This window comes from Variovorax sp. 770b2 (assembly GCF_900115685.1).
In the GTDB taxonomy this organism is placed as follows: Bacteria; Pseudomonadota; Gammaproteobacteria; order Burkholderiales; family Burkholderiaceae_C; genus Variovorax.
On the sequence record NZ_FOXJ01000010.1, the window covers coordinates 59,777 to 80,541 of the forward strand.

The 20,765-nt window shown below is 66.3% G+C and carries 18 protein-coding genes; 4 read left to right on the forward strand and 14 right to left on the reverse strand.

Annotated elements, in window-relative coordinates; translation table 11 throughout:
• Window positions 1-1,122, forward strand: a complete 1,122-nt coding sequence (locus BM133_RS32005; protein ID WP_093443171.1) for an NADH:flavin oxidoreductase/NADH oxidase — start codon at window positions 1-3, stop codon at window positions 1,120-1,122.
• Between the two features lie 15 nt (window positions 1,123-1,137).
• Here the strand turns inward: BM133_RS32005 and BM133_RS32010 are convergent, their stop codons facing one another.
• The 4 genes from BM133_RS32010 to BM133_RS32025 all read right to left on the reverse strand — a co-directional run bounded on the left by BM133_RS32010 (window position 1,138) and on the right by BM133_RS32025 (window position 3,695).
• Window positions 1,138-1,620, reverse strand: a complete 483-nt coding sequence (locus BM133_RS32010) for a DUF2147 domain-containing protein (RefSeq protein WP_256219425.1) — start codon at window positions 1,618-1,620, stop codon at window positions 1,138-1,140.
• Between the two features lie 145 nt (window positions 1,621-1,765).
• On the reverse strand, window positions 1,766-2,554 hold the full coding sequence (locus BM133_RS32015; RefSeq protein ID WP_093443173.1) for a class I SAM-dependent methyltransferase: 789 nt from the start codon (window positions 2,552-2,554) through the stop codon (window positions 1,766-1,768).
• Window positions 2,551-3,087 carry a GNAT family N-acetyltransferase gene (locus tag BM133_RS32020; protein ID WP_371286375.1) on the reverse strand — a complete coding sequence of 179 codons (537 nt, stop codon included), beginning with the start codon at window positions 3,085-3,087 and terminating at the stop codon, window positions 2,551-2,553. Before BM133_RS32020 ends, BM133_RS32015 begins: the two co-directional genes overlap by 4 nt.
• 5 nt (window positions 3,088-3,092) lie before the next feature.
• Window positions 3,093-3,695, reverse strand: coding sequence for a helix-turn-helix domain-containing protein (locus tag BM133_RS32025; RefSeq protein WP_256219426.1), 603 nt, complete (start codon window positions 3,693-3,695; stop codon window positions 3,093-3,095).
• Between the two features lie 130 nt (window positions 3,696-3,825).
• Here BM133_RS32025 and putA point away from each other — a divergent pair, with 130 nt between their 5' ends.
• Window positions 3,826-7,587, forward strand: coding sequence for a trifunctional transcriptional regulator/proline dehydrogenase/L-glutamate gamma-semialdehyde dehydrogenase (putA, locus tag BM133_RS32030; RefSeq protein WP_093443179.1), 3,762 nt, complete (start codon window positions 3,826-3,828; stop codon window positions 7,585-7,587).
• Between the two features lie 280 nt (window positions 7,588-7,867).
• On the opposite strand, the gene BM133_RS32035 is transcribed toward putA, so the two are convergent.
• Window positions 7,868-8,260 (reverse strand): carboxymuconolactone decarboxylase family protein, encoded by a 393-nt coding sequence (locus BM133_RS32035; protein ID WP_093443181.1) that lies wholly within the window; start codon window positions 8,258-8,260, stop codon window positions 7,868-7,870.
• A 184-nt stretch (window positions 8,261-8,444) separates the two neighbouring features.
• On the opposite strand from BM133_RS32035, the gene BM133_RS35665 reads away from it, so the two are divergent.
• Together BM133_RS35665 and BM133_RS32045 are read left to right on the forward strand one after the other, a co-directional pair.
• A complete protein-coding gene (locus BM133_RS35665; protein WP_177225012.1) occupies window positions 8,445-9,884 on the forward strand; it encodes a YadA family autotransporter adhesin in 1,440 nt (479 codons plus the stop codon).
• A gap of 49 nt (window positions 9,885-9,933) precedes the next feature.
• Window positions 9,934-10,332, forward strand: a complete 399-nt coding sequence (locus tag BM133_RS32045; RefSeq protein ID WP_093443185.1) for an outer membrane protein assembly factor BamE — start codon at window positions 9,934-9,936, stop codon at window positions 10,330-10,332.
• A gap of 19 nt (window positions 10,333-10,351) precedes the next feature.
• On the opposite strand, the gene BM133_RS32050 is transcribed toward BM133_RS32045, so the two are convergent.
• From BM133_RS32050 to BM133_RS32090, 9 genes are all read right to left on the reverse strand, one after another.
• Window positions 10,352-10,984, reverse strand: a complete 633-nt coding sequence (locus BM133_RS32050; RefSeq protein ID WP_093443187.1) for a phytanoyl-CoA dioxygenase family protein — start codon at window positions 10,982-10,984, stop codon at window positions 10,352-10,354.
• A gap of 29 nt (window positions 10,985-11,013) precedes the next feature.
• Window positions 11,014-12,249 (reverse strand): lipopolysaccharide biosynthesis protein, encoded by a 1,236-nt coding sequence (locus BM133_RS32055; protein ID WP_093443189.1) that lies wholly within the window; start codon window positions 12,247-12,249, stop codon window positions 11,014-11,016.
• 5 nt (window positions 12,250-12,254) lie between these two features.
• Window positions 12,255-13,526 carry a glycoside hydrolase 5 family protein gene (locus BM133_RS32060; RefSeq protein WP_093443191.1) on the reverse strand — a complete coding sequence of 424 codons (1,272 nt, stop codon included), beginning with the start codon at window positions 13,524-13,526 and terminating at the stop codon, window positions 12,255-12,257.
• Complete coding sequence (locus BM133_RS32065; RefSeq protein ID WP_093443193.1) at window positions 13,523-14,590, reverse strand: glycosyltransferase; 1,068 nt, start codon at window positions 14,588-14,590, stop codon at window positions 13,523-13,525. Before BM133_RS32065 ends, BM133_RS32060 begins: the two co-directional genes overlap by 4 nt.
• 14 nt (window positions 14,591-14,604) lie before the next feature.
• On the reverse strand, window positions 14,605-15,753 hold the full coding sequence (locus tag BM133_RS32070) for a polysaccharide pyruvyl transferase family protein (protein WP_093443195.1): 1,149 nt from the start codon (window positions 15,751-15,753) through the stop codon (window positions 14,605-14,607).
• Window positions 15,750-16,736: a hypothetical protein gene (locus BM133_RS32075; protein ID WP_093443197.1), complete on the reverse strand. Its 987-nt coding sequence runs from the start codon at window positions 16,734-16,736 to the stop codon at window positions 15,750-15,752. The genes BM133_RS32070 and BM133_RS32075 overlap by 4 nt, the downstream gene beginning before the upstream one ends.
• A 253-nt stretch (window positions 16,737-16,989) precedes the next feature.
• Complete coding sequence (locus BM133_RS32080; RefSeq protein ID WP_093443391.1) at window positions 16,990-17,715, reverse strand: sugar transferase; 726 nt, start codon at window positions 17,713-17,715, stop codon at window positions 16,990-16,992.
• Window positions 17,716-18,045: 330 nt separating this feature from the next.
• The gene (locus tag BM133_RS32085; protein ID WP_093443199.1) at window positions 18,046-20,307 is read right to left on the reverse strand and encodes a polysaccharide biosynthesis tyrosine autokinase; all 2,262 of its coding nucleotides are present in this window, start codon (window positions 20,305-20,307) and stop codon (window positions 18,046-18,048) included.
• On the reverse strand, window positions 20,304-20,759 hold the full coding sequence (locus tag BM133_RS32090; protein ID WP_093443201.1) for a low molecular weight protein-tyrosine-phosphatase: 456 nt from the start codon (window positions 20,757-20,759) through the stop codon (window positions 20,304-20,306). The genes BM133_RS32085 and BM133_RS32090 overlap by 4 nt, the downstream gene beginning before the upstream one ends.
• Window positions 20,760-20,765: the final 6 nt, after the last annotated feature.

The following is a 20,765-nucleotide window of genomic DNA, read 5'->3' on the forward strand; positions in this document are numbered from 1 at the left end:
ATGAGCCAAGCCCACCTCTTCACGCCCCTGCAACTGGGCACCCTTCGACTGGACAACCGCATCGTCATCGCGCCGATGTGCCAGTACTCCGCCACCGAGGGCACGCCGGGCGACTGGCACCTGATCCACCTGGGCCACCTCGCGCTCTCGGGCGCGGGGCTGATGATCCTGGAGGCGACGGCGGTGGAGGCCGAAGGGCGCATCTCGCCCGGCGATCTCGGGCTTTATTCCGATGCCAATGAAGAGGGCCTGGCCCGCGTGCTCGCGGCGACGCGGGCCCATTCGCCCATCAGGATCGCGATGCAGCTCGGGCACGCGGGGCGCAAGGCATCGAGCCGCGCGCCATGGGAAGGCGGCAAGCAGATTGCACCCGGCGAACCCGGCGGATGGAAGGCCTCTGCACCCTCGGCCGTGCCGCATGCCCCGACCGAAGATGCGCCCATCGCACTCGATGCCGCAGGCCTCGCGCGCATCCGCAACGCCTTTGCCGAAGCCGCACGGCGCGCGGCGCGGCTGGGCCTGGATGGCCTGGAGATCCACGCGGCGCACGGCTATCTGCTGCACCAGTTCCTCTCGCCGCTGGCCAATCACCGCGACGACGCATACGGCGGCAGCCTGGAGAACCGCATGCGCTTTCCGCTCGAGGTGTTCGATGCGGTGCGCGAAGCCTTTCCCGCCGACAAGCCGGTGTGGGTGCGCGTGTCGGCCGTCGACTGGGTGCCGGACGGCTGGGACCTGGAAGGCACGGTCGCCTTCGCCAAGGCGCTCGAAGCGCGCGGCTGCGCGGCCATCCACGTGTCCAGCGGCGGCGTGTCGCCCAAGCAGGCCATCGCGCTCGGCGCGGGCTACCAGGTGCCGTTCGCCGAGCGCGTGAAGTCCGAGGTCGGCATGCCGGTCATCGCCGTGGGCCTGATCACCGAGCCGCGGCAGGCCGAGGAGATCATCGCCAAGGGCCAGGCCGATGCGGTGTCGCTCGCACGCGCGATCCTCTACGACCCGCGCTGGCCGTGGCATGCGGCGGCCGAGCTGGGCGCACAGGTGAAGGCGCCGCACCAGTACTGGCGCTCGCAGCCGCGCGAGTTCAAGGACCTGTTCGAGAACGCGGTGTTCGGGGCGCGTTGATCGCGACGGCCCGCGTCAGTCGCTCGACGCGACCCGCACCCAGCGCTGCGTCTTGCCGAACAGCGGCAGCCCGACATACGCATGCAGCAGCAGCTCGCCTGCCGCGTTGCCGGCGGTGCTGACCGACATGTTGCAGCTGTAGAGCTTGCCGTTCTCGCGGTTGTAGATCTGGCCGGTCCATTCGGTGGGCGGGCGTGCGGGGTCGGCCGCATCGACGGGCGCGAAGTCCTTCAGCAGCGTCATGCCCAGCGCCGGGCGCTTGTCGGCGGCCTGCATGTCGCCGCCGCCGGGGGCCATCGAGCGGTTGCCCAACACCTTGGTGACGGTGCCGCACAGTCCAGCGCCGCAGGGCGCGACTTCCACTTCGAGGTTGCCGTTCGCGGTGATCCAGCGGCCACGTGGATCGGAGGCCGCAGCGGATTGGGCCTGCGCCGCGAAGGCAGTGGCGAACAACAGGACAGCGCCGAATGCGCGGCCTGAACGAGGGAGCGAGGGCATGGTCATGGCGGGCTTCGTGTCGAGTGGATGGAGCGCCCATTCCATCGCGGCACGCGCCGTCATGTGTGTCGAGACACACACTGAATCGTCGTGTTCCGTATCTGGCGGGGTGCCAGACACGGTACGGTACAAAAATCCGCGCGGCTCAGCCTGCCGCTGGTTTGACGGCCTCCAGCCAGAACAGCTTCTGCCGCATCGGCAGTGGGCCGCTGTCCTGGATTCGCGCGTGCAGGCGCTCCAGTGCGGCGCGGCATCCGTCGATGGTGAATTCGGGGCACACATACGGCACGTGCTTCAGGTACCAGGCGAACGCGCCGATGTCGTCGAACGACAGCAGCTCCGCGCCCTCTTCGCCTTGCGCGATGACCAGGCCCGCGCGCGCCAGTTGATCGACCGCGGTGTCCAGCTGCCATCGCGGCAACGCGGGCATGCGCAGGTCCAGCAGCGCGTAGCAATCGGCATTGAAGTCCGACGCGACCTGCTGCGTGACGAAGCGCCCGCCCGCCACGAGGATGCGATGCACATCGCCCGCGACGAAGGACTCGTGGCGATCGACGACCAGATGGAACGACGCATCCGCGAACGGCAGTCGCGCCTCTTCATCGCCGGGCGTCTGCGCCGCGTTGTCATCGGCGCCTTCGACCTGGACCACCTCCACGCCCAGCGGCGCCAGGCGCTCGCGCGCGACGGCCACGTTGGGTGCCCAGCCCTCGGTCGCGACAGTGCGCGCCGGACGATGCGCCAGCGCACTCAGCCACTCGCCGCCACCCGTGCCCATGTCGAGCATGTCGGGCGACCGGTGCGCATGCCGCACGACCGCGGCTTCGAAATTCCATGGCGTGGCAGCGGTGGTGATACGACCGTCGCACGACAAGTCCCATCCGATGAGCGGCCGTGCATCCGCCTCGTGCAGCAGTTGCTCGAAGCTGCTCATGCACGCTCCTGCAGCGCGAGATAGAAGAAGGTGGTGCTGCACGGCTCGCCCTCTGGCAGCAGCGCGAAGCCGGGGATCACGCCCACGCGCTGCCAGCCCATGCGCGCATAGAGGCGCTCGGCCTCGGCGCTCGATGTGTCGAGCACCAGCAGCGTCTTGCGGTGCGCGCGCGCCGCGTCCTCGGCCGCCTGCATCAGCAGTGCGCCGATGCCCCGGCGCCGCGCGCGGCGAAACACGAGCATCTTGGAGACCTCGGCGCGGTGCGGCTGGTTCTCGGGCTGGTCGAGCACGACCTGCACGGTGCCCAGCAGGCCCTCGTCGTCTTCGGCCACCAGCAGCACGCGTTCGCCGCGCGCCACGCCATCGGTCACCTTGCGCCAGAACGCGAGGGCGCGTTCGCGCGTGATCGGCAGCATGAAGCTCACTGACGCGCCGCCTTCGACGCAATCGATCAGCAGCTCGGCCAGCGCCTGCACCTGGGCATCGCTCACTGTCGCAAGGGCACGGATGCGGGGTACTTCGGTCGTCGTCATTTCATTCATCTCCAGGAAGCAGGTGCCGAGGTGATCACGACGGCATAGCGCGCGGTCTTGCGCGTCGGGTTGTGATAACTCACCGGATGGTCGAGCGACAGCGCGAGGCAGTCGCCCGCGTCGAGCCGGTGCAGGTCGTCGCCCACGGTGACTTCGATGCGGCCTTCGAGCACCCACACCTGCTGGTGGATGCGCGGCTCGCGCGCGCCGGTTTCGTAGGCCACGCGGGCCTTGGGCGGGAAGTTGACCTCGACGATCTGGATGGGTGAGATGGCGCCGCCGGGCGAGACGTTCCGCCGCACATAGCCGGAGTGCGGGTCGCGCCACTGCAACTGGTCCGCGAGGCGCGACACCGGACTGGCGGTGGGCTCGGCATCGTCGAACAGCGAGGCGAGCGGAACGCCCAGGCCGGTGGCGAGTTTTTCGAGCAGCACGGCCGTCGGACTGCTCTCTCCGCGCTCGATCAGAGAGATCATGGAGCGGCTGACGCCGCAGTGCGTGGCCAATGCATCGAGCGACAGGGCGCGGGTGGCGCGCAGGTCGCGCACGCGCTGGGCGATGCGGTCGTTGAGGGTGGCCGTCGCAGGGGTTGGCGTTGATTCCGTCATATTGGATGAAATATCCATTAAACGGGAATGCACGTCAACCTGTCATTTGTTCGGTGTCACGGCAATTCTTCGGATAAATATTCGTGAGACAGATTGCGATCATTCAACATATCACCAGCATGGACCTGACATGAGCGCCAACGACCCCGACCCCCTGCCTTCCTCGTTCATCGATTTCGCCGATGGACTGGCCCCGCCTTCGGCCTTGCGCGCCCAGATCACCGCCGCCTGGCGGCGCCCCGAACCCGAGGCATTGCCGCCCTTGCTCGAACAGGCGCGCCTTTCGGCCTCGCAGGCCGAAGAGGCACACGCCCTCGCCCATCGAATCGCACTGCAGTTGCGAAACCGCAAGAACGCCAGCGGCCGCGCCGGCCTCGTGCAGGGCCTGCTGCAGGAATACGCACTCTCCTCGCAGGAAGGCGTCGCGCTGATGTGCCTGGCCGAAGCGCTGCTGCGCATTCCCGATGCCGAGACGCGCAACGCGCTGATCCGCGACAAGATCGCGCACGGCCAGTGGCAGTCGCATGCGGGGCGCAGCCCCTCGGTGTTCGTCAACGCCGCGACCTGGGGCCTGCTGCTCACCGGCAAGCTGGTGGCCACGCACAGCGAGACGGGTCTTTCCACCGTTCTCACACGCCTCATCGGCAAGGGCGGCGAGCCGCTGATCCGCAAGGGCGTGGACATGGCGATGCGCATGATGGGCGAGCAGTTCGTCACCGGCGAGACCATCGCGCAGGCGCTGGACAACGCGCGCGAGCTGGAGGCCGAGGGCTTTCGCTATTCCTACGACATGCTCGGCGAAGCGGCGCTCACCACCGACGATGCGAAGCACTACCGCATTGCCTACGAAGACGCGATCCATGCGATCGGCAAGGCCTCCAACCACCGCGGCGTGTACGCGGGCCCGGGCATTTCCATCAAGCTCTCGGCGCTGCACCCGCGCTACAGCCGCGCGCAGCACGCGCGCGTGATCGACGAGCTGTACCCGGTGCTGCGCGCGCTCACGCTGCTCGCGCAGCAGTACGACATCGGCATCAACATCGACGCCGAGGAAGCCGACCGCCTGGAGCTCTCGCTCGACCTGCTGGAGCGCCTGTGCTTCGAGCCGGCGCTGGCGGGGTGGAACGGCATCGGCTTCGTGATCCAGGGCTACCAGAAGCGCTGCCCGCTCGTGATCGACTGCGTGGTCGATCTCGCGCGCCGCAGCCGCCACCGGCTCATGGTGCGTCTGGTGAAGGGCGCCTACTGGGACAGCGAGATCAAGCGCGCGCAGATCGAAGGGCTCGACGGCTACCCGGTCTACACGCGCAAGGCCTACACCGACGTGTCGTACCTGGCCTGCGCGCGCAAGCTGCTCGATGCGCCCGAGGCGATCTACCCGCAGTTCGCCACGCACAACGCCCACACGCTCGCCGCGATCTACACGATGGCGGACCCGGCGCGCTACCAGCCGGGGCAGTACGAGTTCCAGTGCCTGCATGGCATGGGCGAGCCGCTCTATGAACAGGTGGTCGGGCCGCTCGGGCGGCCGTGCCGCATCTACGCGCCCGTGGGCACGCACGAGACGCTGCTCGCGTACCTGGTGCGGCGGCTGCTGGAGAACGGCGCCAACACCTCGTTCGTCAACCGCATCGCGGACCCGACGATTCCGCTCGAAGCGCTGGTGGAAGACCCGGTCGCGACGGTCGAGCGCATGGCGCAGAACGAAGGCACCGTCGGCTTGCCGCATCCGGCCATTCCGCTGCCCGCTGCGCTCTACGGCGCGCAGCGCAGCAACTCGCAAGGGCTCGACCTGGCGAACGACGACAGCCTGCGGATGCTGGGCGAAACGCTGCAGTCCACGGCCACCGAACCATGGCGCGCAGAACCGTTGCTCGCCGAAAGCGGGCAGCGCGACGAAGCCTCTCATCCGTGGGCCGATGTGCTCAACCCCGCAGACCATCGCGATGTCGTTGGGCAGGTTCACGAAGCCACGCTGGCCGATGTCGAATCGGCCGTGTCGCAGGCCCAGGGCATCGCAACGGCATGGGCCGCCACGCCGCCCACGGCGCGCGCCGCCCTGCTCGATCGCGCAGCCGACCTGCTCGAAGCACAGCAGCCGCGCCTGCTCGGCCTGCTCGCGCGCGAGGCCGGAAAGACCTACGCCAACGGCATCGCCGAAGTGCGCGAGGCGGTGGATTTCCTGCGCTACTACGCGGCGCAGGCACGCACCGATTTCTCCAACGACACGCACCGCGCGCTCGGGCCGATGGTGTGCGTCAGCCCGTGGAATTTCCCGCTCGCGATCTTCACCGGCCAGGTGGCCGCCGCGCTCGCGGCCGGCAACCCGGTGCTGGCCAAGCCCGCGGAGCAGACGCCGCTCGTCGCCGCCGAGGCGATCCGCGTGCTGTGGCAGGCGGGCGTGCCGCGCGCCGCCGTTCAACTGCTGCCCGGCCGCGGCGAAACCGTCGGCGCCGCACTGGTCGCGGATGCCCGCGTGCAGGGCGTGATGTTCACGGGTTCGACCGAGGTCGCGCGCATCCTGCAGAAAACGCTCTCGACGCGGCTCGGCGCCAATGGCACGCCCGTGCCGCTCATCGCCGAGACCGGCGGCCAGAACGCGATGATCGTGGACTCGTCCGCATTGGTCGAACAGGTCGTCGCCGACGTGATGGCCTCGGCCTTCGACAGCGCCGGCCAGCGCTGCTCCGCGCTGCGCGTGCTGTGCGTGCAGGAGGAAGCGGCCGACCGGCTCGTCGAGATGCTCAAGGGTGCGATGGCCGAGAGCTGCATCGGCAACCCCGCGCGGCTGGCCGTCGACGTGGGCCCGGTGATCGACGCCGAGGCGCGCGACAACATCGAGCGCCACATCGCCACCATGCGCAGCCGCGGCCGCCGCGTCTACCGACAGGGCCGCGAGTTCGGCCACGACACGCGCCAGGGCACCTTCGTGATGCCGACGCTCATCGAGCTGGACAACATCGCCGAACTGCAGCGCGAGGTGTTCGGGCCGGTGCTGCATCTGGTGCGCTACCGCCGCCGCGACCTGGGTGCGCTGGTCGGCCAGATCAACGGCACGGGCTATGGGCTCACGCTGGGCGTGCACACGCGCATCGACGAGACCATCGCGCAGATCGTGGGGCACGCGAAGGCGGGCAATGTGTATGTGAACCGCAATATCGTCGGTGCGGTCGTGGGCGTGCAGCCGTTCGGCGGCGAAGGCCTGTCGGGCACGGGGCCCAAGGCGGGCGGGCCGCTCTACATGTACCGCATGCTGTCGAAGCGGCCGGACGATGTGCTGGTGCGTGCCATTGCGGATGCGGACCCGGGCAACGCATCGCCGACGCAAGGCGGTGCATCGCATGCCGCGCTGTCGGCCCTGGCGCGATGGGCGAGCGAAACGAACCGCGATGCATTGGCAACGCAGTGCCTGCGCTTCGGCGAACTCTCGCGCGCGGGCAGCTCGCGCACGCTCACCGGCCCGACTGGCGAGCGCAACGTCTACACGCTGCAGCCGCGCGAAGCCGTGCTGTGCCTGGCCGATGCGGAAGCCGACCGGCTCGTGCAACTGGCGGCCGTGCTCTCTGTGGGCAGCACGGCGATCTGGCCCGCGGATGCCGGCGCACAGCGCCTGCTCGCAGCGTTGCCACTCGAAGTGCAGCAATCGGTCGCCATCGCGAGCGACTGGACTTCGGAGACCGTCGTGTTCGATGCCGTGCTTCATCACGGCGATGCAGCGAGCCTGGCGGACGTCATGCATCGCATCGCGTCGCGCCCGGGGCCGATCGTCGGCGTGCGCGCACTCGCTCCGGGGGATGCGGGCATTCCGCTCGAAAGCCTTGTGGTCGAGCGTGCCTTGAGCGTCAACACTGCGGCTGCCGGGGGCAATGCGAGCTTGATGACGATCGGGTGATAAGGCGGGTTCATTCGGGGCGCGTGCACAGGCCATCGGGTACTCCCCTCCGCGAATGTCCCCCGGGCTTCGCCCTCCTCCTTTATTTCGCTGCGGGGAGCACCCGATGCCCTGCGCACTGGGGCACGCTGCTGGTGTGCGACCGATCAACGACCGCTCTGAAAGCGCTCCCGCCGATGGTGGGCCCTGTTTCGCGAAATCAAGGAGGAGGCCGCAGGCCGGGGGACATTCGCGAAACAGGGCCCACCGTCGGCGGGAGTGCCGCCCCGAACAACGATCGTTACTTGTCGAACGCCGGATCGACAGGCACGCGATACCCGTTGACCAGCCGATTGGTCTCGTTCGCCATCCCGACCACGCCCATCAGTTCGCCGAACATCTCGGGCGTCATGCCCGCCTTCTCCGCGCCCGCATGGTGGCTCGCGATGCAGTAGCCGCAGCCGTTCGACACGCTCACCGCGAGGTAGATCATTTCCTTGACCACCGGGTCGAGCGCGCCGGGTGCCATCACCTCTTTCAGGCTCGACCACGTGCGCTTGAGCGTCGCGGGATCGTTGGCCAGGTACTTCCAGAAGTTGTTGACGTCGGGCACGTTGCGCGATGCCTTGATGTCGTCGAACACGGCCTTGACCTCGTCGGAAGCATTCGCGTAGTCGATCGGTTGGGGCTTCATCGAATCTCCTGAATTAGTGATGGTTCGTAAACATTTAGTAGCCGTTCGCTCACAGTCATTGTGAATTAGGTCCTTTGTTAGCGGGGCCTCGGTTCATACATTGGTGACCTTCATAAATTAACGCATCCAACGGGTGCGTCAGGGGGAAACAAGCATGGATCGCGGATTCAGGAGTGCTGTCGTCTTGACGACGGGTTTGTTCATGGCGGCCGCATGGGCCGACGTCACCATCGGCGGAAACAGCTACGTCACCGGCTCGGGCGCCGTGTGCAGCTCGACCGGCGCGGGCCCTACCTGGTCGTGCCAGGTTCCCAACGGCAACGGCGGCATCGCGCTCGTGAGCGGCGTGCCCGGCGACACCGTCAACGGCGGGCCGGACGCGGCAGCGCTGCAGACCCTGGTGAGCGGCAACCTGGGCAACAGCGCCGTGCTGATCGGCGACACCACCACCAAGGCCACCGGCTACGGCAGCGTGGCCACGGGCATCGATGCCAAGGCGACCGAGACCTATGCGACCGCGCTGGGTTCGACGAGCACGGCGGCGGGCGTGAGCAGCACTGCCGTCGGCAACGTGGCGCAGGCCTTCGGCACCAACGCGACGGCGCTCGGCGCCAACACCACCGCAGTGGCCACCAGCAGCCTGGCCGCGGGCGACCGCGCCACCGCCAGCGACATCAACGCGACCGCGCTCGGCGCGAACACGCAGGCGCAGAAGAAGAGCAGCCTCGCGGCGGGCGACCGTGCGAACGCCAACGGCATCAACGCCGCGGCGCTGGGCGCGAACAGCCAGGCACTGGCCGACAGCGCGCTGGCGGTCGGCGACTTCGCGACGGCCAGCGCCGTCTCCAGCGTGGCCGTGGGCCTGCAGAGCACGGCCTCCGGCACCTCGGCGATTGCGCTGGGCACCGGCACCCTGGCGAGCGGCGCCAACGGCGTGGCGCTCGGCACCGGCGCCGTGACCAGCAGCACCGGCGGCGTGGCGCTCGGCGCCGGCGCCACCGCCGACCGCGCGGGCATGGGCGGCAAGGCCGAGCTGTTCTCCAACACCGCGGTGAGCTCGACGCAGGGCGCCGTCTCCGTGGGCAGCGCGGGCGGCGAACGCCAGATCGCCAACGTGGCGGGCGGCACGCAGGCGACCGATGCGGTCAACGTGCGGCAGCTGCAGGCGGTGCAGTCGCGCGCGGTGAACTACGGCACCAACGTGGACGGCAGCGTCAACTACAACCAGGTCACGCTGGGCAACGGGCAGGCGCCGGGCGGCACCACCATCTCGAACGTGGCGCCCGGCGTGGCCGGCACCGATGCGGTCAACGTGAACCAGCTGAACGCGCAGGGCAGCCAGGCCAACGCGCAGAACAACCAGCTGCGCAACGAGATTCGCGCGACCCAGCGCGATGCCAGCGCCGGCACTGCCGGCGCGATGGCGATGAGCGGCCTGCCGCAGGCCTACATCCCGGGCAAGAACATGGTCGCGGGCAGCGCGGCGGGCTACGAAGGCCAGAGCGCAATCGCCATCGGCTACTCCAGCATCACCGACAACGGCCGCTGGGTGATGAAGCTCACCGGCTCGGCCAACTCGCGCGGCAGCGTCGGCGTGACCGCCGGTGCCGGCTTCCAGTGGTGAGCGAAGAAAAATCAAAGGACCTTTCATGACACACGCAAAACAACAACGCATGCTCCGCACCTCCATCGCCGTGATCGGCACCACAGCGGCATTCTTCGCGCTGCAAGGCTGCACCTCCTACGTGAGCCGCGGCATCACCGACGAAGGCAAGGCCACCGAGCTCGTCTGGCCCAAGGTCGACGAGGCATCGCAGAAGGAAGGCAGCTTTCCGAACCGCGAGAACCTGCGCGCCATCGGCCCCGGCGCGACCAAGAACCAGCTCTACGCACTCATCGGCCGCCCGCATTTCGCCGAAGGCATGGCGGCCGTGCGCGAGTGGGACTACATCTTCCATTTCCACTCGGGCAGCGGCGTGACGACCTGCCAGTACAAGGTGATCTTCGACCGCAACTACCAGGCCCGCAGCTTCCACTGGCTGCCCGAGTTCTGCGGCAAGCTGGGCGCCTGACAGCGCCGGGCGCGCGGACCTAGACCGCGCGGAACACGGGCGACGACGACGACAACGAAGCAGGCCGCCGGAGGTTGATCGCGTCGTCCGCGTAGAGGATCGCGAAGGCCTTGCGCTTCTCGCTGAAGTTCACGCTGGCGCCCGCGTGGTGCAGCGAGCGGTAGTTGAAGGCCACCACGTCGCCCGCGTCGACCTCGTAGCCCACGATGTCGAAAGCGCGCCGGTTGGCCTCGATGTCGCGCACCTCGAAGCGGCCGGCCCAGCCGTACTCGGCCTTCCACAGGTGCGAGCCGCGCACGACCTCGATGCCGGTCTCGCGCGGCACGTGGTCCACCGGCATCCACACGCGCACGATGCGGTGGCTGTCGGCCAGGCCGCACGAGGTGTCCTGGTGCCAGGGGGTCGCGCCCATCGGATCGCCATGGCCGCTGTCGAACAGCTGGTCGTAGATCCAGCGCAACCGCCGCGTCACGGTCAGTTGCCGCGCGACCTCGCCGGCGCCGGACTCGAACATCACCTGCTCGTGCTCGACGCCGTCCTGCGCGCGCCGCACCCACTCGGGCGAGATGATCTGGCGCAGGCACACCACGCCGTCCCGCAGGAACCGCAGGCGCTCGTCCATGCGCACGTCGCGCAGCAAAGGGTTGTTCATGGCGTTCTCCAGGATGGCCTCTCAGGCGCTCAGGCGCTCAGCCCCTCGCCTTGCCTGGGCGCCCGCATGAAGAAGAACAGCCAGCCGATCATCAGCGCGGCCATGCAGGCGAAGCCCAGGGTCATCGCGTGGATGGTCTGGATGTACGAGACCGGCGGCTTGGCCGCGCGCATCGAGATGCCGAACACCACCGCGCCCACGACCGAGCAGAACAGCAGCGCGCCCGGCCGCGCGGCGGCGCGAAAGCCCGTGCGCAGGCACATGGTGAGACCGAAGATCGCGGGCGCGTAATAGAACGGCGAGAAGTCCATGTGGCGGTAGTTCTCGCCGAAGGCCAGCACCACGAGATGCGGGCCCAGCAGGCCCAGCACCACGCCGGCAGCCTCGGCGATCAGGAAGCCCGCCAGCACGAACATCACGAAGAGCCGGTGCACGCTCCTGCGGTCTTCGGCATGCCAGCGCGCCGCCAGTTGCGGCAGCAAGTAGTAGCCCAGTGCCGCGAGCACGTACTGCATCGGCAAGAGGAAGGTGATGTAGATCTTGAGCAGCCCGCCCTGCTCCGAATCGGCCGAGGAGCCCAAGAGCAGGATGGCCCCGCCCGTCATGATCCAGCTCATGAACTGCGAGAGGCTGGCCTTCCAGCCGTAGGCCATCGACTCTTTCACGGTGAGGCCCTGCGCATCCTTGGCGGCGGGCAGCGCGGGCATGACGTTGCGCAGGTTCAGCAGCACGAGGACCAGGAACGGCAGCTGCAACAGGGAGACCAGCAGCAGCGCCTCGCCCCACGTCGCGGGCTTCTCCACGCCGAGCACCGCGACATACCCCACGCAGACCAGCACGCCGGTCGCGCACAGCATCGCGTAGCGCCGCCCCGTGAGCAGCAGGCTGCGCGAGAGCCAGAAGATCTCGTAGCCCACGATGAGCGCCACGCCCACCCAGCGCACTTGCCCCGGGAACACGACGAGCTGCCAGCACAGGTACCCCGCGAGCGAGAAGAGCGCCACGAGCGCCCAGCTCGTCCACGCCGCCGAGCGGCTCGCATAGAAGCGGCGGATCAGCAGCGGCTCGTGCACCATCGCCGTGTGCAGGATGTACTGGAAGCTCACGACCGCCAGGAACGCGGAGGCCACGCCGAAATCCGAAGGCGACAGCACGCGCGCCAATGCGAAGCTCAGGAGCAACTGGCTCGCGCTGTAGATGCACTGGTCCGCAATCGCGAAGACGGGGCCGCCCAAACGTTTGCGGATTCCGGAAAGACGCGCCATCGCGTCTAGTCCGAGATCGACAGCAGCACGGGATAGGCCGAGGCCTTCGCGGAGAATCCGCCGTCCGTGCGGGGACCGCAACTGCCGCGGCGCATCTGCGGGAAGAAATCGACGCGTGTGCACTTCTTGCCTTCGGCCACGGGGACGGTCACGGACTTCTCGTTGTCCTGCGTCCACAGCACGTGCAGCAGCGCGTCGTCACGCTTCAGGACGAGCTGGTTCACGCCCTTCGCGTCGTCGTACGAAACCTTCTTCGAATGCCGGGCGATCTTGAGGAATTCGGTGAGCGCGGAGAACGCCTCCTTCTTCTCGCCCGCGTTCGACATGATCCCGAAGTTGTCTTCCTTGGAGAACGACGAGCGTCCGCGGTCGCGCCACGCATACAGGTTCAGGAGCTTGATGCTGGCCGCGGCGTTGATGAGGTACTCGCGAAAAACCAGCGAGGCCTGCGTGCTCTGGCTGCGCACCGGCAGGTACGAGGCATAGCCCCATTCGGAGATGACGATGCCGGTCTTCTTCAACTCGCGCTTGTCGAGCTGCGCGCGCAGCTTCTCGTAGTCGCCAAAGGCGGTCTCGGGCACCGGGCGGTAGGGATGGATGGAAATGTCGGTCAGGCAATCGGACTTCGCGGCCGAGACGAACGCGTTCTCCAGCTGCGTCGGCACCTTGCCGCCCACGAAGGGCAGGTTCGCGAAACCGAAGCCCACGACGATGTTCGGCTGCACCTTCTGTTTGGCCATGTTGGCGCACAGCTCCGACGACGCGGTCTCGAAGTCAGACAGCAGCGCGGGGTTCAAAAAGGTCTTGTGGTCCGGTTCGTTCCACACCTCCCACACGGCCACGTCGCCGGTGTGCGCCTTCATGAAGCCGACCGCGAAATCGGAGAAGAGACTCTCCTTGCGCGCGCCCTCGCGCCAGTCCTTCGGGCCCAGCCCCCAGATCGCGCTGCCGCCGAAGAGCGTGACGATTGCGTCGAGCTTGGCGTTGCGCACGCGCTGGATGAGGCGCGGGTAGTCGATGAGGCTCGGGTTCACGCTCTTGAGCGGCGGCCGCACGCCGAAGCGCACGAACTCGAAGCCCGCCGCACGGATTTCGTTGAGGTCCGCATCGGTGATGGTGGCCGGATCGATCTGCACGCTCAGCGCGACCGGGTAGTCCGTGTCGATGCCGCTCACGCCCCGGGCTTGCGCGGGGCTCATGACGACCGCGGACAGGCATGCGCACGACAGCAGCGCTGCCTGCAGCCAGCGGCGGGTTCGGCTTGTGGAAATCTTCATCGGAGTACCGACTCCTTGTAGAGGTTGACGATGGCCGTGTTCATGCGCTGCGAGGTGAACTTCTCTTCGAAGATCCGCCGGCCGGCCTGCCCCATCTGGCGGAGCGCCGCGTCGGAGAGGCCGTCGATGTCGCGCAGGGTCTGGTCCATCTGTTCGAGGGAAAAGAGCCGGCCGCTGGTGCCGTGCGCCACGATGTCGACGAGCCCGCCGACCGCCGATGCGAACACCGGCTTGCCGCGCGCCATGGCCTCGACCGCGACCAGGCCGAAGCCCTCCCAGCGCGACGGGACGATGGTGGCGTCGCACGCGCGGTAGACGGCGTCCAGCGCGTCCTTCTCCAGCCAGCCCTTGAATTCGACCTGGTCGGATTGCGCGAGCGTCAGGTCCTTGCGGACGGAATCGCCCACCACGATCAGCTTGAAATTCGGCTTCACGCGCACGTAGGCATCGAGCAGCGCATCGATGCCTTTCTGCTTGTCGAGCCGGCCGACGAAGAGCACCTTGCGCGGTTCGGCCAGCGCCAGTTCGGCCGACGCCGGCTCGCTGCCGTCGATCTGGTCGATGCCGTTCGGAATGCAGCGCACGTGCTGGATGCCGAACTTCTCGGCCACCCGCGTCTCGTGATCGCTGATGCAGATGATCGCGTCGCTGCGCCAGGAAAGCAGGCGCTCGATCCAGCGGTAGGCCAGGTTCTTGTAGGCCGGGCCGGTCTGGTCGAAGGCCCAGCCGTGCGAGCAATAGACGATCTTCACGCCGCGCGGCACCTGCCCGACCAGGGCCATCGCGCGCACCACGCCGCCGGCGATCGAGCTGTGCAGGTGAAGCACGGCCGGGCGCTCGGCCGCGATGATCCGGCGCACTTCCCTCGCATAGGCGAGCAGCGCCGAGGCCTTGCGCGCCGTGGGCACGACGTGCGTGTTCTCCGCGCCCAGCCAGTCCACCTGGCCCGGCAGCACGAACTTCACCTGGCTGATCTCCGGCGAGGTCTTCTGGTAGCGCGAGACGATGCGCAGGTACGTCTCCAGCCCGCCCTTGAGCGTCTCGGCAACGTGCAGTACTTTCATGAGGGGCCCCGCCGTCAGATGAGCGCGTGCGTGCCGGCGATGACTTCGCCCTTCAGCGCATCGAGCCGGTCGCGGTTCGCATTCCTGTCCTGCAGCAGCTGCAGCACCGAGGCCTTCAGCTGGTCCGGGCGCGGCGACAGGTCGAACAGGTACTGCGTGCGCCCCGTGAGGCGGAAGAACGATTCGACCTTCTTGTCCCAGTTCATTCCCACCGAGGGAATGTTCAGGCTGTAGGCCACGATGTTCGCGTGCAGCCGGTGCGCCGCGATGCACGAGCACGCGCTGATGAGCGCCACCAGGTCGTCGGGCCGCTTGGGCACGAGGAACGCCGTCTCTGCCACAGCGGGCCGCGCGGAGATCTCGGCCATCACGCGGTTGTCTTCCGCCGCGCCGTTGGTGAAATAGAGAACGCGCGCGCCTTCCTTTTGCAGCGCCTCGGCCAGGTTCGCGAAGAAATCGGCCGAGCCGATGGCGTTCGCCTCGCCGTACTCCGAGTTCATGACCAGCGCATCGAGGCTGCTCACGCAGATGCCCACGTCCCACTTCTTCTCGGGCGAGAGCTCCTCGGAAAACGCGGCTTCGCAGACCAGCGCCGGGTCGGGCACCACGCGGATGTCGGGCCGGGGAATGCGGAAGATGTCGTGCAGGTTCTTGGCCGACTCCGCATCGCGCGTCGCGAAGAAAACCGGCGCGGCGTTCTTGAAGAACTTGTTGACCAGCACCTTGCCCCAGTACGACCACCTGGCCGTGACGCCCACCGACACCACCGCCACCCGCTTGCCGCGCAGCAGCCGGCTCAGCAGGTACAGCTTGGCCGGGAAGTTCAGCGCCACGTCGCAAAAAAGCTGCCCGCCGCCGACGATGACCAGGTCCGCATCGCTCACCGCCGCCTTCCAGTGCGGGCGCCAGCGCTGGACGTAGTTCTTGAGGCAATACGCGAACACGATGGCCGAGCGCACGAGCGCCGGCAGCTTCTGGAAGACGCCGAATGCGCCGCCGCCGCGCAGGTTCTCTTCGTCGAATCCGTGCCGCCCGGCGATGTCGAGGAATTCGACCTTGGCGTCCGGGTATTTGAGGCCGGCAATGTGCGCCAGCGACGCGGCAATGACCCCGTCGCCCAGGTTGTCGCTGAATGGCACAGCGCAAATCAGGATTTTTTTCATGGGAGGAATGGTTTTCTCTCTGCAACCTTGATGGCGATGAGATAAAGCAGCACCGAGGTCAAATGCCGGGTGAAGCTCCCCAGATCGGGCTCGAAGATCAATTGCACCAGGATGTGTGCAATAAAAAGGCTGGCGAAAAATCGAACTTCAAATCGGTCATGCCCGCGCCTGGCTTTTTTGCGGGCACGGTAAAGAATGACCAGCATGGCGCCGATCATCAATTGCATGAAGAAATCGCTGGCCGTCTGGAAATAGAGAACCGGCGTGATCAATACCGTTCCGGCATACACGTAATTGACCAGGAATCCGGGACCGGTGGCCGGCGATGCGATATTGGTAAAGGCCGTCCGGTTGTCGCTGCCGATTTGCTCCGCATACGCATTGGACGTGTCGCGTGGCGATTGCAGCGTCTGCAAGACGCTGGACGGTGCCGCCAGAATGGCGCCGGCCGCAATAACGGCTGCCAGCAAATGGTATTTGAGCGGACGCCGCCAGAGCCAATAGACGGCGAAGAACACACCGACGATCAGCAGATAGTATTGCCGGACGAATATTCCATAGACCACGTAAAGAAAGAGAAACGAGGCGAAGGTGAATTTCTTCGAGGTCCGAAAATAGATCGCCGACACGGTGATGAACATCGTCATGATGAGCACCACGGTTTCCTTGGACGGCGCAAACATGTTGAGCATGATGCACGGCGCAATCAGCAGCAGGCGCGAAAAGAAATCGCCGGACCGGCGAATATCGTGGGTCGCGAAAAAGAGGAACAGTGCGCTCACCAGGCAGGTGAAGATGTCCAGGTTGTCCACGCCGATAAGGCCGAACAATGCCGCGGTGACCGCGAACGAATTGTCCAGGTCACCGCCCGCGCCGCCGTAATTCAGGATCTCGATGATCTTTGCCGAATCGACGCTCCATTTCTCGGGCAGCGATTCCCGGAAAAAGGCATAGATCAGCACGTACACGATAACCAGCGCCATGCCCGCTATCGAATATTGATTGAAACGCCGCCTGTTCCTGGGCGCATTTCCCCGGGGCGCAATTTTCCCCGGCGGTCTTTCCGCAATGGCAGGACTCGTCAGCATATGGATTCCATTCCGAACATTCGAAGACAAAAATTCCCCTGCACCGGCCGCTTTCCAGCGCTGGTTTTTTTATTCTTCTCAGTCGTCGGCCGCCGCTGCGGCCGCAAATCGTCAGTGCGCCGTCAATGCGGGCCGGCGAAGAGATTCGTCATCTCGACCCGTGCCCCACGGCGACCACCCAGATGGTCTTGATGAAGATGTCCACATCCTTCACCACGGACAGCGTCTCCACGTACCGCACGTCCAGGGCGACGCGGGCGTTGTAGGTCAGCTGGTTGCGGCCACTCACTTGCCAAAGGCCCGTGATGCCGGGCCGCACGGCGCAGTAATGGCTCCAGTCGTGCCCGTAGAGCGACTTCTGCTCGAGCATGCAGGGGCGCGGGCCGATGAGGCTCATCTCGCCGATCAGCACGTTCCAGAATTGCGGCAATTCGTCCAGGCTGGTCTTGCGGATGAATTTGCCGAAAGGCGTGATCCGCGGGTCGTTTTCCAGTTTCTGGTATTCGTCCCATTGCCGGCGCGCCTCGGGATTCTTTTTCAGATGCTCCTCGAGCACCTGTGCCGAATTGGCCGTCATCGATCTGAATTTCCAGAACCGGAATACCCGCCCGTCCTTTCCATAGCGCGGCTGCGAATAGAAGACGGGCGCACCGGAACTGATCGCGACGCACAGGCCGATCAATACGAACACCCAGCCGAAGGCGATGAAGAAGAAAAGCGCGGCGGCGATGTCCACCGATCTTTTTCCGACGCGGAGCAATACCGGATGACTCACCCGGTTCTGCCCGATGTCGTACGGAGATTCGCTGTGGTGGTTTTCCGAATTGTCCCAGCCTTGCGGGACCAGTGATTCTTCGGGGCGGAGGTTTCTCATGGCTTTCTCCATCCAGATCTGAAACGCGAAAGAATTTCTTTCGGAAGGTATTTCATTGGCGACGCACCTTTCCTCATGCAGGCAATGAGCCTGCATCTCTTCGGTTATGGCCCTGATTTTTTGTGGCCGACACGACCCGCACAACTGCCTCGTTGCTCCTGCATTGCAGAAGCCATTGCGCGGCCAACGGACTACGGAAGATGTAGGACAAATGAATGAATATTCATTGGTACTACATTTTTTTGAGTGAATACAATTTGAGTATGGGCTCGATGCGCCCGCCAGAATGTCAAGCGCATCGAATTGAATTTAACTCCAATTTTTCACGGTCTAGGTGGAATCCCTGTTGGATTTATATGTGTATTGTAAGTGCTTGTAAGCACCATACTTATAACCCCCACTGCCCGCATGGCGACGCGATAGGTCAATAGCATTCAGAATTACGCCGTTCACCGAACGGCCTGCATGCGCGAGCCGCCGGACCGTTTCATTCAATTCGCCGAGCTGGGTCTTTTCAGCGCGCGCGACCAGCAGCAAGGTGCTCGCCAGGGGCGCCACCGAGGCGGTATCCGCTGCCACCAATACCGGTGCCGTATCGACGATCACGAGGTCATAGGCGGGCGATAGCTTGTCCAGAACGTGGACAAAAGACTCACTCATCAGCAACTCCGCCGGATTGGGCGGCAGCACGCCGGTGGTGATGACATCCAGGTTCGGCAGCACCGAGGAGCGCACGGCCTTCTCGAAATCGAGCGTTCCTGCTATCAATTCCGACAATCCACCGGCGCGCGGAATCGAAAGGAATTGATTGACGCGGCCTTTTCGCAAATCGGCGTCAATCAAAAGAACTCTTTTACCGGTGGCGGCGCTAATGGCCGCGAAATTGACCGAAATAAACGTTTTGCCTACACCGGGCGTTGCACCGGAAATAAGCAGGCGATTGTTGGTCGCCTCCAGCATGGCGAACTGCAGCGCGGTGCGCAGGCTCCGCAGGCTCTCCACCGCCGGGTCTTCGGGCTGCAGGTGCGAGAGCACGTGCAGCCCGGCGACCTTGTTCTCGATGTTCCTGTCGAGCGTGCGCTGCGCGGCGCTCAGCGGAATGCTGCTGTAGACATTCAGGCCCGTGTGCGTCTCGATCTCGCCCGGGTTGCGGATGCCGCCGAAGAACGAGCTGCGTGCGACCGCGGCGCCGATGCCGGCGGCCAAGCCCAGGACGAGCGCGAGCGCGACGACCAGCGGCCGCTTGGGCCACACCGCCTCTTCGGGAACGATCGCCTCGTCGAGCAGGCGCACGTTGCCCACCTTGCCCTCCTTGGCCAGGCGCATCTGCAGCGAGCTGTTCAGCAGCGACACATACAGGTCGGTGTTCACCTTGATGTCGCGCTGCATGCGCACGGTGTTCTGCTGCAGCTCGGGCATCTTGCGGATGCGTGCGTCGATGCCCGCGATGGCGCTCTTCCAGGCCTTCACCTGCGTATCCAGCGTCTGGATGGCCGGGTGCTCGTCGGTGAAGCGCGCGGCCAGCTCGCGGCGCTTCTGCTCGGCCTCCAGCAGCTTGGACTGCAGGTCGACGGTCTGCGTGAGCGCGTTCTTGGCCTCGTCGTCCAGGCTCACCGTGCCGTTCTGGTTGCGGTAGCGGTTGTAGATGTCTTCGGACTGCTCCAGCTGCGTCTTGAACTGCGGGAGCGCCGTATCGAGGAAGCCCAGCGTCTTCTCGGCCTCGGCCGCCTTGCGCTCCATGTTCTGGCGCACGTAGAGCGTGCCGATCTCGTTGAGCAGCTGCGTGAGCTTCTCGGGGTCGGCGCTCTTCCAGCTCACGTCGAGCACGCCCGACTGCTTGCCCTTCTCGACGACCTTCAACGCGTCCTGCAGCGCGAGCAGCGTCTTCTGCGTGGACGAGCGCACGAGCTGGAACTGCGCGCCCGGCTTGCCGCTGATGCTGGTGACCATGAGGCTGAGGCTGCCGTTCGCGACGTTGGGGATGTTCGCCGAGAGCAGCGTGCCGACGGTGCCCTTCATCGGCGTCTCGATGTCGGGGTGGCTCAGCTCGTACTGGCCGTTGGTGCCGACGGTGAGCTTGAACGGTTGTTCCTCGAAGTCGGGCGGCACGTCGAAGCGCGGCACGAGGATGCTCTCGGTGCCCGTGACGTAGCCCGACAGGCCCATGAAGCCCGGCTCCGACAGCTCGGTCGCGCGGCGCGAGAGATAGCTCCCCACGAAGGGCGCGTAGCGCGGCCGCGCGCTGATGTAGAGCTTGGTGTTGTCCACCGCCTTGCCCAGGATGGCGCGCGAGCGGAGGATTTCGATCTCGCCCGCGGCCGGCGTCTTCACGCTCAAAAGCGACGAGGCCGCATCGCCGAGGAAGCTGCCCGCGGAGTTGCCCGAGTCTTCCACCTGCACCGCGAGGTTGCCTTCGTAGACGGGCTTGCCCAGCAGCGCATACGCGGTGCCCAGGAACAGGAAAACGGCGACCACGGCCGCGACGAGCCAGCGGTTGTCGACCAGGATGTCCCAGTACTCCGCGAGGTTGATGCCCTCGCCGTCGTCGTCCAGCGCTTGCATCGCTGGGGCGGCTTGCTGGGATGCGTTCATGTGGTTTGCTGCTCAGGTTTTGTGATCTTCAGGACGCGGTCGATCCACGTCCGTGCGCCGGCGTCGATGAGGGCCAGCGCCCGCTCGAATGCTGCGTCGCCTTGCCGGTAGGGGTCGGGCACGTCCTCTGCCATGGTGTCGGCGATGCGGAACACCTTGCCGCGCACGAACGGGTAGGTCGACTCCAGGTAGCGGCGCTGCGCCAGGTCCATCACCAGGATGAGGTCGGCCTGCCGGCACAGCATCTGGCTCACCTGCTGGGCGACGTGCCCCGAGATGTCGATGCCGCGCGCGCGCATGAGCGCCTGCGCGGTGGCGTCGGCGGGTTTGCCCACCAGCGCGCCGGTGCCCGCGGACACCACGCGAAGGTGCGGCAGGCCCGCCGCGAGGAGGCCCTCGGCCATCGGGCTGCGGCAGATGTTGCCGATGCAGACTGTGAGCACGGTTTTCATCGGCGG